This is a genomic window from Bradyrhizobium sp. YCK136, from assembly GCF_044570075.1.
Lineage (GTDB): Bacteria > Pseudomonadota > Alphaproteobacteria > Rhizobiales > Xanthobacteraceae > Bradyrhizobium > Bradyrhizobium diazoefficiens.
Genome location: NZ_CP172424.1, coordinates 5,132,060 through 5,144,803, shown reverse-complemented (window position 1 = coordinate 5,144,803; position 12,744 = coordinate 5,132,060). Strand labels below are relative to the sequence as shown.

The following is a 12,744-nucleotide window of genomic DNA, read 5'->3' as shown; positions in this document are numbered from 1 at the left end:
TGCGGCCTAGTGCCGTGCAAGCTCCGACGATGCCGCCCCAGCCTTGCCTCCGTTCCACCCTTTTGATCACCGGCCGATGCCCTTCAGGACCTGCTGCATCTGCCGATCTACGTTTACGCGGTAGCCGCCGCTCGGCCCGCGTCAGTGATCCGGTATTCGATATCGCCAGATGGAAGCGGCTCGGTTTCCACGAGACCCAGCTCCACCAGCCGTGCCACGATCTCATGGTCGAACATCGGCGGGCTGACCCAGGATTCGCCGAGCAGCTTCCTCAAAAATTCGCGCTCCAGCTCGGCCAGCTCCATCCTCGAACTCCGCTCATCCAGAACAAGGCCACCGACGCTTTCAGCCAGGAACGGGGCCATCGTCCTCCCGTTGACTCCAGAAGACAACATCCGGGAGGTCAACATGACCATGGAAGATCGCGAGACCTTCAGCCTGATCGGAAGCGACAAGGTCGAGGGCACGAATGTCTACGGGGTCGACGGCGAAAAGGTCGGCTACGTCGAGCGCGTCATGATCGACAAGATCAGCGGCAAGGTGTCGTACGCGGTGCTGAGCTTCGGCGGCCTGCTCGGCATCGGCGACGATCACTATCCGCTGCCCTGGCAGGCGCTGAAGTACGACACCAACCTCGGCGGCTATGTCACCGGCATCACCCAGTATGCCGACGAGAGCAGTTGGAATTGGAGCGACCCCGCCACCACGCGCTCCGTGAACGCCTACTACGGCGTGCCGGTGGCTTGAGGCGGCACGAGCTGTCCGATGCCGGGTCTGCCGCGAACGCGGCGCGCGGCCGTAAGGCGAGGGAAAGGAGATTTGGAAGTGGGCGATCCCGTTCGCGTGCTGGTCGTAGAGGATGAAGCTCCGATCTGCAGTTTCATCGAGGACGCCCTATCGGACGGCGGCTTCCAGGCCTGCATGGTCCATTCGGGAGAGGCGGCCCTGTCCACCTTTCGCGATGGCCGGGAGCGGTGTCGCGCGCTGCTGACCGACGTCAATCCGGGTGACGGCATCAGCGGATGGGAGCTGGCCCGGCAGATCAGGGAAATCACGCCTGACTTTCCCGTGGTCTACATGACGGGCGCCAACGCGCGAGAGTGGGAATCGCAGGGTGTTGCGGACAGCGTGCTGATCGAGAAGCCGTTCGTGCCGGCGCAATTGGCTGCCGCGGTGTGTCGCAGCTACTCGACACGCCTATCTGAACTGGGATCGTGCTAAGGCTCTCGAACCTTTTCGATCGGGCCTTCGGCAGTGGACGGCGGATCAGGGGAAGCTGCGCACGAGGTCGTCAGTTAGGGTGGCGATCCCTTCGCCGCGCGAGCGGCCGCTACCGCCATCCAATCTCGCAGCAGGCCTCTGTCCTCCTTCGAAAAAGACGCGCGCCGCTTGAGATCCTCCAGGGTCTCGCCTGGATGACATCGCTCGAAATCCTGGCGGATCAAGGACTCGAGGTAGGTCCGGTCCCAAGCGCCGCCTGAATCGAAATGCTGGCGTGAATCGGCCTTCATGATTGTCTCTCGGCGCACTCGGTCGAAGGCGCCCGGATGCGGACAACGGCAAGAGCGATTGTTTGGTTCACGACGGGTTTGCTCATGTCGACTATGATGAACGGCGTCAAGACCGCCGATCGGGCCAAGTGAGAGGCGCTCTAGCCGCCAAGGGCGGGGGGGGAGAGGTCCCTCAAGCCTCGCCCGATCCGGGTAGGGCCGTGGCCTGCGAGACGATGCGCAGCGGCGGCAACGGTGCTCGTCGGACCGGGACGCTGGAGAAGGCTTGCCGCCTTTGGCTTCGTATTGCTTCGCCAGCGCCAGCTCCCAACTCGCTCATGAAAGCAATGAGCGGAACGGCCCACGTCGCCGAAGCATGCCCCAGCAGAACCATCGTCACGACAGCCTGCGTGAGCATCATGCGGAGCTCCGCTGCGCGGCGGCCCAGGGCCGCCGCAGCCGCATCGGCACGCCCCCGGGGGGCGGCGGATCGTCCTCGCCGTCGAGCCGCCGCAGAGCCGCGAGGATGTCGGCGAGCCGGATTGTGTGGCCCATGCCGGGAATCTCGCGAAGCGCGGGACAGGATTCGACGGCGAACATGTCGGACGCCCAAGACGACAGGATGATCCGCTTCTCCGGCGCGGAGAGCTCGCTATCGTTCAGGACATCCTCCGGAGACGCATAGTGTGCGGCCGGATGGAAGAATGGATTGAGATTGCCGTTGTTCGTGTTGGTGTCGCTCATCGGTTGGTCTCCCTTTACGCTCCTTTCTTAGGGAAGGTGTCGCTCGTCTGACGGGCGGACGGCGGCGCGGCCGCCCCCGTCGTCGTTACTGCGCGTTGATCGCGATCCGCTTGACGCCGGCCCGCGGGTTCTCGGACTTCGGCAGCGAGATCGTCAGGACGCCGTTCTTGAACGAGGCCTGGGCCTTGTCCTCCGCGACGTCCTCGAGCGCGATCTGCCGCTGGAACGAGCCGTAGTAGCGCTCGGTGAAGTATCTGCCTTCGTCCTTGCGCTCGCTCTTCTTCTCGCCGCGGATGGTCAGCACCCCGTTCGCGATTTCGATCTGGACGTCCTTCTCCGTCATGCCGGGAAGCTCGGCCGAGATCGTCAGCGTCTTGTCGGTCTCGCTGAGCTCGATCTTGGGCCAGCCGAATTGCCCTTCCATGGGCGGCGACAGGGCCGCCCTGCCGAAGCCGCGGAAGACATCGTCGAACAGTCGGTTCATTTCGCGATGCAGCGTCATGAACGGATCGTGGCTGCCGCGCGCCGGCGCGAGCTCCTGGTTTCTGGACCAGGGAATGAGATCACGAACTGCCATGGTTTTTCTCCTTCGTTGCATGGGCCAGGGAGCGCGGCCGCGCTTGCGCGCGCCGCGTTCCGCTGTCGAACCTCGATCAGGCGTCAGGCTGCCTTCTTCTGCTCGATCTGCGAGGCGGGAGAGGCGCCGCTTCCGATCTGGACCCGGCGCGGCTTCATGGCTTCCGGCACCTCGCGGACGAGATCGATGATCAGCAGTCCGTCGCGGAAGGAGGCCTCCTTCACCTGAACGTAGTCGGCGAGGTTGAACACGCGCCGGAAAGGACGCGCGGCGATGCCCCGGTACAGGTATTCGCCGGCCGCTTCCTCGGGCTTCCTGCCCTCGATAGTGAGCGCATTCTGCTCGGCCGTCACGGCGATGTCGTCGGCTCCGAAGCCGGCGACGGCGACCGAGATCCGGTAGTGATCCTCGCTGGTGCGTTCGATGTTGTACGGGGGATAGTGGTCTTCGCTCGCCTGGCGGAGCGTGCTGTCGACGAGGTCGGCCAGGTGGTCGAAGCCGATAGTGGAGCGCCACAGGGGCGCGAAGTCAAAGGTGGTCCTCATAACCAAGTCCTCCAAAGAGCAAGATGGATACAAGGAGCGCAAGGCTGGAGTCAGAGCGGGTCTGGTACCCGGCCGGGCGCCCGTGCCGGACCCGTGAAGGCGCCCGGCACACCGCTGTCGCGGCGAAAAATCAATTAGAAAAACGAGAAGTGGTTTCAAGGGGCGGATCGAAAAAAATGATGTGGCGCTCGGTCGCGGTGCAGAGCCGCGGCCATTGCGGCACCGCAAACGCCGCTTGGTGATCTGGCCGAGGGTTTGGATGTTCGGCGACCGCCGGACACTTGACTCCGGTATCGCCCCGAATATTTTTGCGCCGGGAAATTCTCTTTCCCGGTTTTCTAAACACAGAAGGACCGTGACGACCGTCAGGAGTGACGACGATGCTCGACGAAGATCTGGCGCGCATTCGTGCGCACCGCAACAACATCCACCGCTATCGACGTCTGCTTCGGACTAGGCTATCGGAGCTGGAACGTCAGTTCATCGAACGGCGGCTCGCCGAGGAGCAGACCGCGCTCGATGCTCTGGCCGCCGAATTCCCCGTCGCTTTCACGCTTCCGGAAGGTCAGGATCCACAAGGATGGGGGTTGGGCGATGAGCGACGTCCATGAGCTCCTCATCCGCGGCAGCGAAAGGGGCATCGGACACTATCGCCTCCTGCTGGCGCGTGCCAAAACCGAAAGCGAGCGCCAACTCTATCGGAGCCGGATCGCGTTAGCAGCGGCTGCTGGACCAGCTCCACGGCGGTTCACCGGATCGGTTCGCAGCGTGAGCGGGATGTTCTTCTATTGGCCGGTGTGGGATGGCGTTCCGCTCTCGTCCGACGGTCCCTGAAGACGTGCCGTCACCGTGGCGGGGTTTTGCCTATGCTTCAGGCTGAGCGCATCACCACCCGATGGAGCTCAGCGGGGGTGGTTAGCCCACTTTCGAGCGCCTTGTCCGCCCATCGCCAAAAGCGGAAGGCATCCATCACAGGTCCTCCCGCAGTTCCTTTGAAGAAGGGGTTCCGGACCTTGCCCTCTGCCGACTTCGCCCGGTACTCGATCTCCGCCAGAAGCTTCGGCTCGACCCAGATACCTCTGGGATGCGTTTGGTGTAGGGTTGCGTCCTTCGGATGAGAGGCTTCAGTCGCTTCTGCAGGTCAGCGCCGGGACGCAGCGGAAGACTGCGTAGGAACGAGCCGTCGGGAGATCGGTTGCTCTGACACCATCATAGGAGGGCCGCATGGATATGAAAGAAATGTCGGCAATGACGGAAGCTTCCGGGCTGACGAATAATGACGGCGGCATAGAGCAGGCCTCCTTATCGAGGCCGAGCCGCCAAGCGGACGCGAGCCGTCGCCCGTCGCATTCGCAGGATCCCGCGATGCGCTGGGCCGAACAGTTGCGCGAGATGACTTTGAAGGCGCCGCTGCAATCCCTGTTTGTGGCGTTTCTGCTTGGGATCTGGGTCGCGCGTCGGCGCTAGGCGCCCCCTTCCTTGGGACCGGGAAACCTCGCGATGCCCCAAGCCGCCATCTTCGATCTCGACGGGACCTTACTGGACTCGGTCGACCTGCACGCGCTCGCCTGGCAGGAGGCGATGGTCGAATTCGGCCACGACGTCACGTTCGAGCAGGCGCGAAGCCAGATCGGGAAAGGCGGAGACAAGCTCATTCCTGTGTTTCTCTCTGAGGCCGCGCAACGGGACCATGGCAAGACACTCGATGAGTGGCGCGGCAAGCGCTTCAAGTCGGCGTATCTACCGCTCGTCCGTCCTTTCTCGGCTGTTCCGGACCTTTTGCGGCGCGCGCGAGGCGCAGGACTTCGCATCGCCATCGCTTCCTCCGCTAAGAAGGACGAGCTGGAGAAGTACCTTACCATTGCTGGAATCGTCGATCTGGTGGACGTCGCGACCTCGTCCGAAGACGTCGACGAGTCCAAGCCGGCACCGGACATCTTCGAAATCGTGCTGGAGAAGCTCGGCATCGAGGGCGGCGCAGCGGTCGCAATCGGCGACACGCCGTACGACTCCATCGCGGCTGGCAAGGCAGGTATCCCGACCATCGGCGTCCTCTGCGGCGGCTTTACGGAAAGCTCGCTGCGGGATGCCGGTTGCGTCGATGTGTACCCCGGGCCTGCCACCCTTTATGCACGCTTCGATGACACGCCGCTCGCGGATAAGACGACGGCGGGCTCCGTGGCTATTCCTGCAGCGGCGGCCCGTTGGAGGCGAGGCTCAGTAAGAAAAAAATTGTAAGCCAGAGCGTCAAGTATCGCCGAGCAGAGTGAGATCCAAGCCGAAGCCGAACGCCAGCGATGATAACCGGGATGACAAATAACAAGGACACATTCGGAATGGACACCACCTACCGTCACAGTCGTCGCCACGCGGTCATCGCAATTGAAGCAAGAGAGTGCATCCACTCCGATGCCATGGGATCGGCATTCGGCGTCTGAATGACGTACGACTGCAGTTTCGATTCAAAATCAACTACCGTTTCGACTCCCATTGGCACTTGAGTTTGCGTTTGCTCGAGCGGCTTGCAGCGACAGGGTTATGGATCGACGCCGACGGGCTGATGCTGACGGTCAGAGGGCGACCTGGTAGTGGTCGAGACGGGGCGCCACTCCTGAGCAACGGCCCGTGCGAAACATGATTCATCTCGCCGGAAGTCCGGCCGCGGACAGCGTGGCCCTTCCCGGCATTGAAAGAGTGTGGATCGTTGAGACTGCGGAAAAAGTGCTTTTCCGGATGCTGGCTGACCCGATGGAGGCGCGCAGTTCGGCGAAGGCCACACATCCATCGCCCGGTGCCCAAAAGGGCAAACTGAATTAGCGGATAGCGCACCAACCTCTCAGCAGGTTTGGTGCTGGCTTGGATCCATCACAAATCGGGGAACTCCGAACTGTCGGGCGAGTTACAGAACCGCCGAGGGGATGAAGGATGAGCGATCGTGTGCGCAGTAGCGCACGGCGTTTCTCTTGATCGCACTCGTCCTCCATTCGGCAGTACAAAATGGAGAGGCGACAATGAAAGCACCACTTCTTCTTGCTGGCGCATTAATCATCGGATGCGCCGCCCCAGCATTAGCAGATGAGTACTACGTCGTACAAGGTCCGAGCCATCAATGCACGATTACCACCACACGTCCGGCGGACAAGGAAGTCGTGACGCAGATCGGTCCGATGGCCTTCAAGACCCGCGTGGAAGCTGAAGACCGCATCAAGCAGACCAAAGTCTGCGAGGAAGGCACTGTTGGTAGCAGCAGCACGACCGTTATCAAAGAGAAGTAACCGACGGCCTTGGCGAATTCGAGAAGGGTCGCGCCTATTCCTCTCGGCGCGACTTTTTGTTTGCAGGCCACCTAGCTGGAGCAGCGGTTCTGAGGCTTGAGCCAACCGCTCCTGCGGCTGTGACGTATTGCGAATGTTGGTGACTGGCGGGCCACCTGTGCGCGGCGGTGGTGGCATTCCCTCGTGCATCAGCGTCATCTCGCTTCCGGCTTCCGTGTTTCGGATCATAGGCGCTGGATAGGGCATCGGCGGCGAGTTGTCGACGTAAGGGTTGACTACTTCGAAGAGCGCGAGGACACGTGCGGTCACTAGAAACCAAGATGCCCAGGGGGCAATTGCTTCGCTACGACCACAGGGAGGACGCGCATGGACATGAGGGAGCCTCTGCAATGACGGAAGCCTCTGTCCTCGTGAACGATCAGGGCGGTATTGAGCTCGGTTTCGAAGCGATGCGGCGAGAGGGATGTGGTAGGGACGCCAGGCCGACGCGAGCCGGATTCCCAACAGACAGCACTGCGGTTGTCCGACCGTTTGCGCAAGATGGCCGTGGAGGCGCCGCTGCAATCGCTCTTGCTGGCGTTCTTATTGGGAGTATTGGTAGCCCGTCGGCGTTAGCGGAGGGCGAATGATGGAGCTGCGCAGGGAGACGGGCGACCCGACGCGGTCGCCGTGGCCATGGCAAAGCCGGGCGTGGCCCTAAAGCGCTCCGCAGGATCGAGGTGCGCTTCGCCGAATAGTCTGACCTGCCGACTGACCTACGTCGGCGACAGGCGTTCGCGATGAAAATCTTCTTCTCTGGAAATAGCTTCGGCTGGATACTGGATCAGGTCCTTGGCCATCAGCATTCCGAGGAGGACGATCATGGCAATCCAGATCATGATGGACCGTACCGGCGACAGGTGAGGCGGTCTTCGGCGATCAGCACGTCGAGAGGGAGCGCGAGGGCAGCCAAGCTGTCCGGCGTAGACGTTCCTACACTGGAGCACGAAGCAATGCCGCAGGCAGAACCGAATACTGTTCACGTTGGTCCATAGTGCATTGGCGCGGCTTTTTGTCAGGACGCCACCGGATGATCGTGGTGCCGTGGCGAAATCGTCCGGCGGTGAAGTGGTCATAGGAAACTTCAACAACGAATTTCGGTTTCACCGACTGCCATTCCGTCGATCGTTTGGTCGACCACCGGCTGCGGCCGCCGGGCGCGTTTCCGGTGAAGCTGTGGTCGCTCACGATGGTCTCAAGCTGATCCGTCAAAGCCGCCTTCGCTGCAGACTTGAGCCCGGACGTGAACCCGACATGGTTCAATTGGCCCTTTTCATCATAGAGGCCCAACAAGAGAGAGCCTACGACTTTGCGCCCGGCAGTACGCCTCTCTCCGTAGCGAAAACCCCCAATCACGCAGTCCGCGGAGCGGATGCGTTTGATCTTTCGCATGCCTTCGCGATTGCCGGTCTGGTAGGGAAGATCGATGCGTTTGGCGATGACACCATCGCTACCACCACCGGCCCGAGCGAGCCACCGTTCGGCATCGGTATGATTTCGACTTGCCGGAGAGAGGACAAAGATCTCGCTGCGCTTGAAATGCCGTTTGGCGAACCGTTCCAGCGCAGGGCGCCGTTTCGTGAGCGGGAGCCCCGCAATGTCGTCGGTCCCGCAGCCAAGAAGATCAAACGCGAGAAATACGGCCGGCGTTTCCGTGGCAAGCCGTTTGACGCGGCTTGCCGCTGGGTGGATGCGCTGCAGCAGATCATCGAACGAAAAGCGCTTGCCGATTGGAATGACTAACTCGCCGTCCAGCGCAAATTGTGTTTCGGCAAGGTTCAGGGCCGCGACTGCCACTTCCGGAAAGTAACGAGCAAGCTCTCGCCCCGATTTGGACTGCATCCGAAGGCGCGATCCGCTTCGGATCAAAAGGCGGCGAAAGTCGTCCCACTTCGGCTCATATTGCCACTCGGCCCCCCTCGGCAGGCGATCAACCGACCGGGCCTCAAGCACACTTGAAGGTGGAGTAACCGGAACGGCGGCTTTCCGTTCCAGGAAAGTGAAGGATGCTCTTGCAAGAGATTCCTCGCTCGCATTCCGAGCGTGACCTCACGAAGACCAACTAGCCGTACCAAGCGCGTCGCCTTAGACGACCAAGCTTTCCGGTCATGGCAAAAGCGGATGTCGCGGTCGGATGTTCCATCGTCCGCAACACTGCGCCAGCTCCGGTGGAAGTAGCCCGCGCTTTGACTTTGGGGGTCGACGAGAACGTCTTCTGATCCTTGCGGTGGTTTGCTGGCTTGCTGTCGCGCGGCCGCATACATTTTCCAATGTGCCGGATTCTGGAGGATCCGGTAGGGCCGCTTCGTCAAGAAGGACGGCGAGGTGACCGCAGCACGATAATGCCAGCGCGTAGCGTCCGCCAATGACCCGCGCTCATCGCGAGCCCTCCTGCCGCCCCGCCAGGACAAAGACCGGCACCGAGGCAAGTTGAGCGACGATGGAGAATGCGATCAGCGCGGCCCGCGAGTTTTCGTACAGCAGACCCGCCACGATGCTGCCGACAAGCCAGCCTACGCCGTAGCCCGCATAGTACAGTCCGAATGCGAAATTGCGCTTTCCGTCCGGCAGCACTTCAGCGACGATCGCCTTGAGTAGCGTGTCTTGGATCGCGTAGCCGACGCCCCAGAGCAGCATGCCGAACAGCACAAGCCAGAAACCGCCGAGAAACACGAAGGGCGAGAACGCCGCCGAAACGCTCACTGCGGCGATCACGACCGGAAGCCCGATGCGATCGTAGGCCTTTCCGAAGGCCAGATTCGCCAGCACGCCGAAGCCGGTCGAGATCGCGAGCATCACCGGGATCCACTGCTCGGAAGTGATCTTCGCCTTGGTCAGGTGATAGGAGATCAGTTCGAAGCTCATCAGCCCAGCGGCGAACAAGGCGCCGGCCAGCATATACAGCCAATAGGCCTTGCCGAAGTCCTTGGCCGGCGCCGTATCGCCCTGCCCAAGGCGCGACGGCAATGGGAAGCTCACCCTGGCGACCACCAACGCCACGAGCGCCATCACGGCCGAGATCGTCAGGAAGGCGTACCCGGTCCGGAAGTCCCCCTTCAGCAGGAGCACCAGCGCGATGATGAGCGGACCCAGGGTCGCACCGATCTCGTCGAGCGAGGTGTTCAGCGCGTACACCCAACCCTTGCCGAGTTCGCCCGTCGTGTAGGAGAGCATCGCCTCCACCGTGGGCTTGCGCAGCGCGCGCCCTATCCGCTCGGCGAGGACAAGCGCGGCCGCGACCTGCCAGCTTCCAGCGAGCGCCATGGCCGGCACCGCGAAGAGGTTGATGACGTAGCCGATGAACGTGATTAGCCAGTAGCGCCCAGTCCGGTCCGCCGCGTAGCCGGCGGGCAAACGCAGAGCGTAGCCGAGAAACTCGCCGAGCCCCGCCGTGACTGACGATGGCGGCGCCGGCGCCTAGCGTCGCCATGAACGGTCCGTTGATGCTGGCGCCGCCTTAGTAGGTGATGTCGGCCGAACAGGTTGACGACGCCCGTGGTCATCACGAAGAGGAACGCCGGCGAGGTTAAGCTGCCTACCTTTCGGGATTGCGACATCCGCTATTCTCCGCTTGCCTGATGGAGGCACGGCGTTCTGCAGTTACCGCGGCGTAAATTGGTTCAGGTCGTGAATGCCCATCTGCTGTTCCAGTTGGGCTACGCGGGCTGCCATCTTCTCGAAGCCGTCCTCTCGCTCGCCGGCGGACGACCATGCCGCTCATTGAAGATCTGAAGGAATACGCAGAGCGCGCCACAGGACTACGACGTCCGGGTATGCGCTTCCATCAGGTCGCGTAGAAGACGCGCTGGCCATACGGCATGGATGCGCGACGAGCCTCGCTGCGGGAACACTTATCTAGCGCATCAGGCGAGGAGCTTGTCGAGCGTGATCGGGAAGCGGCGGATGCGCTTTCCGGTGGCATGATAGACGGCGTTCGCAATTGCTGCGGGAACGCCGACGATGCCGATTTCGCCGAGACCCTTGACGCCCAGCCGGTTGATGCGATCGTCGCGCTCTTGGACGAAGATCACATCGATGTCGTGAATGTCGGCATTCACGGGGAAGTGGTACTCGGCGATATTCGCGTTCATAATCCGGCCGAACCGGTGATCCATCACCGTCTCCTCGTGCAGGGCCATCCCGATTCCCCAGACCACGCCGCCCATGATCTGGCTGCGGCCGGTCTTGGTGTTGAGAATCCGCCCGGCTGCGACGGCGCTCACGACTCGCGTGACGCGGATGACGCCGAGCTGCTCGTCGATCTTCACCTCTGCGAATACGGCTGAATGCGTGTTGCGGGCGTGCGACTTGTCCTCCGCGAAGTGGTTGAGCTTGTGCTTCTCGATCCGTTCGAGCTTGCCGTAGCGCATCGCATCCGTGATCGGGACCGCACGGCTCTTCTCGCCGTTGCTGGCGATGGTGCCGTCGACGAGGATGACTTCGGCCGCATCGATACCGGCGAGGGGCGAAGAGGGCATTGCACTGGCGAGGCGCGCGAGCTCCTGGCGAATGTCTTCGGCTGCTCCCAGTACCGCATGCGCGCTCGATGCAGCCATCCAGGAACCGCCCTCGACGGGAGCTTGCGGCAGGGTCGAGTCGGCGAGCTTGACGCTAATGTTCTCGATCGGCAGCCCGAGTGCATCGGCCGCCACCTGCGCCACGATGGTGTAGGTGCCGGTGCCGATGTCGGACGCCGCGCAGGATACCTCGGCATGGCCATTGGCGCTCAGCACGATGCGGACCGCGACCGGCATCTGCAGCGCCTCCCACACGCCTGTCGCCATACCCCAGCCGACCAGCTCCTTGTCATCACGCATCGAGCGTGCGGCGGGATTGCGCTTGCTCCAGCCGAAGGCCTCCGCGCCGCGGGCGTAGCATTCGCGCAGCTGCTTGCTGGTGTAGGGCAGGTCTTCGCTCTGGTCGCGATCCGAGTAGCATTTCAGCCGCAGTTCGATGGGATCGAGGTTGAGCGCGAGGGCCAGCTCGTCCATGGCGCATTCGAGCGCGCAGACGCCCGAAGCTGCGCCGGGCGCGCGCATGTCGCAGGGGGTGGAGACGTCGAGGCGCGCGAGCTTGTGGGAATAGTGGCTGTTCCGGCTCTTGTAGAGCTGTTCCGCCCAGCCGCTGTCGTTGCGCGCGAAATCCTCGTACCGCGAGGTGATGGCCGTGGCCTCGTGCGTGACCGCCTCGAGCGTGCCGTCAGGCTTGGCGCCGATCCCGACGCGCTCGATCGTCGCCGGCCGGTGACCGAGCCCGTACATTTGCTGTCGCGTCAGCACCACGCGAACGGAGCGCTTCAGAGCGAGCGCGGCAAGCGTTGCCAGCACCACCTGATATTGCGGCCTCAAGCCGGAGCCGAAGGCCCCACCGACATAGGGCGAGAGCACGCGGATTTCATCGGGCTTTTTGCCGAATACGCTGCAGAGATATTTGTGGACGTTCAGGACGCCTTGCGTCTTGTCGTAGACCGTGAGCCTGCCGTTGCCGTCCCAGACGACCGTGGTTGCATAGAGCTCCATCGGATTGTGATGCTCGGTCGGAATGAAGTAGTCCGCCTCGTGCCGCACAGCCGATCCTGCGAGCGCGCCTGCGGCATCGCCCCGCGGCTCGTGCGGCTTTTTCACCTCAGTCGCCTTGTTGCGCCCGGCTTCGAGATCGGTCGCAAACGCCTGTTCCTGCTGATATTCGACACGCACCAGCGTCGCGGCGAATTTCGCGGTTTCCCACTCCTCCGCCACGACCAGCGCGATCGGCTGACCGTTGAATTTGATGCTGTCGTCGTAGAGCGGACGGAACGGCGAACCTTCGTCCGGCGCCACCTCGTCCTTCCAGGCCTCGTCCTTGTCGGCGAGCGGCGGGCGATGCGCATGGGTGAGCACGTCGAGGACGCCCGTGACCTTCAGCGCCTCGCTGGTGTCGAGGCGGGCAATGCGTCCGCGTGGAATTGTGGCCTCGACGACGAAACCGTGGACGAGTCCGTCGGCGGTGAATTCGCCGGCATATTTGGCGGCCCCGGTGACCTTGGCCCGACCGTCGACGCGAGACGTTGCTGTTCCGACATAGGCGTTCATCGG

16 protein-coding genes and 1 pseudogene are annotated in these 12,744 nt (G+C 62.6%); 7 read left to right on the top strand and 10 right to left on the bottom strand.

What is annotated here, in order from left to right:
* Positions 1 to 113: 113 nt before the first annotated feature.
* Positions 114 to 365: a hypothetical protein gene (locus tag ACFLEY_RS25205; protein WP_231166504.1), complete on the bottom strand. Its 252-nt coding sequence runs from the start codon at positions 363 to 365 to the stop codon at positions 114 to 116.
* Between the two features lie 43 nt (positions 366 to 408).
* On the opposite strand from ACFLEY_RS25205, the gene ACFLEY_RS25200 reads away from it, so the two are divergent.
* Together ACFLEY_RS25200 and ACFLEY_RS25195 are read left to right on the top strand one after the other, a co-directional pair.
* Positions 409 to 747, top strand: a complete 339-nt coding sequence (locus tag ACFLEY_RS25200; protein WP_028171497.1) for a PRC-barrel domain-containing protein — start codon at positions 409 to 411, stop codon at positions 745 to 747.
* 78 nt (positions 748 to 825) lie between these two features.
* The gene (locus ACFLEY_RS25195) at positions 826 to 1,221 is read left to right on the top strand and encodes a response regulator (RefSeq protein WP_039184693.1); all 396 of its coding nucleotides are present in this window, start codon (positions 826 to 828) and stop codon (positions 1,219 to 1,221) included.
* 74 nt (positions 1,222 to 1,295) lie between these two features.
* On the opposite strand, the gene ACFLEY_RS25190 is transcribed toward ACFLEY_RS25195, so the two are convergent.
* The 4 genes from ACFLEY_RS25190 to ACFLEY_RS25175 form a co-directional block, all read right to left on the bottom strand.
* Positions 1,296 to 1,511, bottom strand: coding sequence for a hypothetical protein (locus ACFLEY_RS25190; RefSeq protein ID WP_028171498.1), 216 nt, complete (start codon positions 1,509 to 1,511; stop codon positions 1,296 to 1,298).
* 396 nt (positions 1,512 to 1,907) lie between these two features.
* Positions 1,908 to 2,234, bottom strand: a complete 327-nt coding sequence (locus ACFLEY_RS25185; RefSeq protein WP_028171499.1) for a hypothetical protein — start codon at positions 2,232 to 2,234, stop codon at positions 1,908 to 1,910.
* Between the two features lie 85 nt (positions 2,235 to 2,319).
* A complete protein-coding gene (locus tag ACFLEY_RS25180; protein WP_028171500.1) occupies positions 2,320 to 2,811 on the bottom strand; it encodes an Hsp20/alpha crystallin family protein in 492 nt (163 codons plus the stop codon).
* An 83-nt stretch (positions 2,812 to 2,894) separates the two neighbouring features.
* Positions 2,895 to 3,356, bottom strand: a complete 462-nt coding sequence (locus ACFLEY_RS25175; protein WP_060912337.1) for an Hsp20 family protein — start codon at positions 3,354 to 3,356, stop codon at positions 2,895 to 2,897.
* Between the two features lie 380 nt (positions 3,357 to 3,736).
* On the opposite strand from ACFLEY_RS25175, the gene ACFLEY_RS25170 reads away from it, so the two are divergent.
* Complete coding sequence (locus ACFLEY_RS25170) at positions 3,737 to 3,967, top strand: hypothetical protein (RefSeq protein ID WP_074077688.1); 231 nt, start codon at positions 3,737 to 3,739, stop codon at positions 3,965 to 3,967.
* 358 nt (positions 3,968 to 4,325) lie between these two features.
* Here the strand turns inward: ACFLEY_RS25170 and ACFLEY_RS25165 are convergent.
* A pseudogene (locus ACFLEY_RS25165) lies at positions 4,326 to 4,502 on the bottom strand (DNA ligase); the annotation flags it as partial.
* A 78-nt stretch (positions 4,503 to 4,580) separates the two neighbouring features.
* On the opposite strand from ACFLEY_RS25165, the gene ACFLEY_RS25160 reads away from it, so the two are divergent.
* From ACFLEY_RS25160 to ACFLEY_RS25145, 4 genes are all read left to right on the top strand, one after another.
* Positions 4,581 to 4,823 (top strand): hypothetical protein, encoded by a 243-nt coding sequence (locus ACFLEY_RS25160; protein WP_028171501.1) that lies wholly within the window; start codon positions 4,581 to 4,583, stop codon positions 4,821 to 4,823.
* A gap of 33 nt (positions 4,824 to 4,856) precedes the next feature.
* Positions 4,857 to 5,594, top strand: a complete 738-nt coding sequence (locus ACFLEY_RS25155) for an HAD family hydrolase (protein WP_080668022.1) — start codon at positions 4,857 to 4,859, stop codon at positions 5,592 to 5,594.
* Positions 5,595 to 5,990: 396 nt separating this feature from the next.
* Positions 5,991 to 6,173 carry a hypothetical protein gene (locus ACFLEY_RS25150; RefSeq protein WP_162185844.1) on the top strand — a complete coding sequence of 61 codons (183 nt, stop codon included), beginning with the start codon at positions 5,991 to 5,993 and terminating at the stop codon, positions 6,171 to 6,173.
* A 194-nt stretch (positions 6,174 to 6,367) separates the two neighbouring features.
* Positions 6,368 to 6,631, top strand: a complete 264-nt coding sequence (locus ACFLEY_RS25145) for a hypothetical protein (RefSeq protein ID WP_028171502.1) — start codon at positions 6,368 to 6,370, stop codon at positions 6,629 to 6,631.
* 755 nt (positions 6,632 to 7,386) lie between these two features.
* On the opposite strand, the gene ACFLEY_RS25140 is transcribed toward ACFLEY_RS25145, so the two are convergent.
* From ACFLEY_RS25140 to ACFLEY_RS25125, 4 genes are all read right to left on the bottom strand, one after another.
* The gene (locus tag ACFLEY_RS25140; protein ID WP_257784482.1) at positions 7,387 to 7,509 is read right to left on the bottom strand and encodes a hypothetical protein; all 123 of its coding nucleotides are present in this window, start codon (positions 7,507 to 7,509) and stop codon (positions 7,387 to 7,389) included.
* A gap of 94 nt (positions 7,510 to 7,603) precedes the next feature.
* The gene (locus ACFLEY_RS25135; protein WP_028171503.1) at positions 7,604 to 8,623 is read right to left on the bottom strand and encodes an ATP-dependent DNA ligase; all 1,020 of its coding nucleotides are present in this window, start codon (positions 8,621 to 8,623) and stop codon (positions 7,604 to 7,606) included.
* A gap of 423 nt (positions 8,624 to 9,046) precedes the next feature.
* Positions 9,047 to 10,024 (bottom strand): MFS transporter, encoded by a 978-nt coding sequence (locus ACFLEY_RS25130; protein ID WP_162494122.1) that lies wholly within the window; start codon positions 10,022 to 10,024, stop codon positions 9,047 to 9,049.
* 509 nt (positions 10,025 to 10,533) lie between these two features.
* Positions 10,534 to 12,741: a xanthine dehydrogenase family protein molybdopterin-binding subunit gene (locus tag ACFLEY_RS25125; RefSeq protein ID WP_028171504.1), complete on the bottom strand. Its 2,208-nt coding sequence runs from the start codon at positions 12,739 to 12,741 to the stop codon at positions 10,534 to 10,536.
* Positions 12,742 to 12,744: the final 3 nt, after the last annotated feature.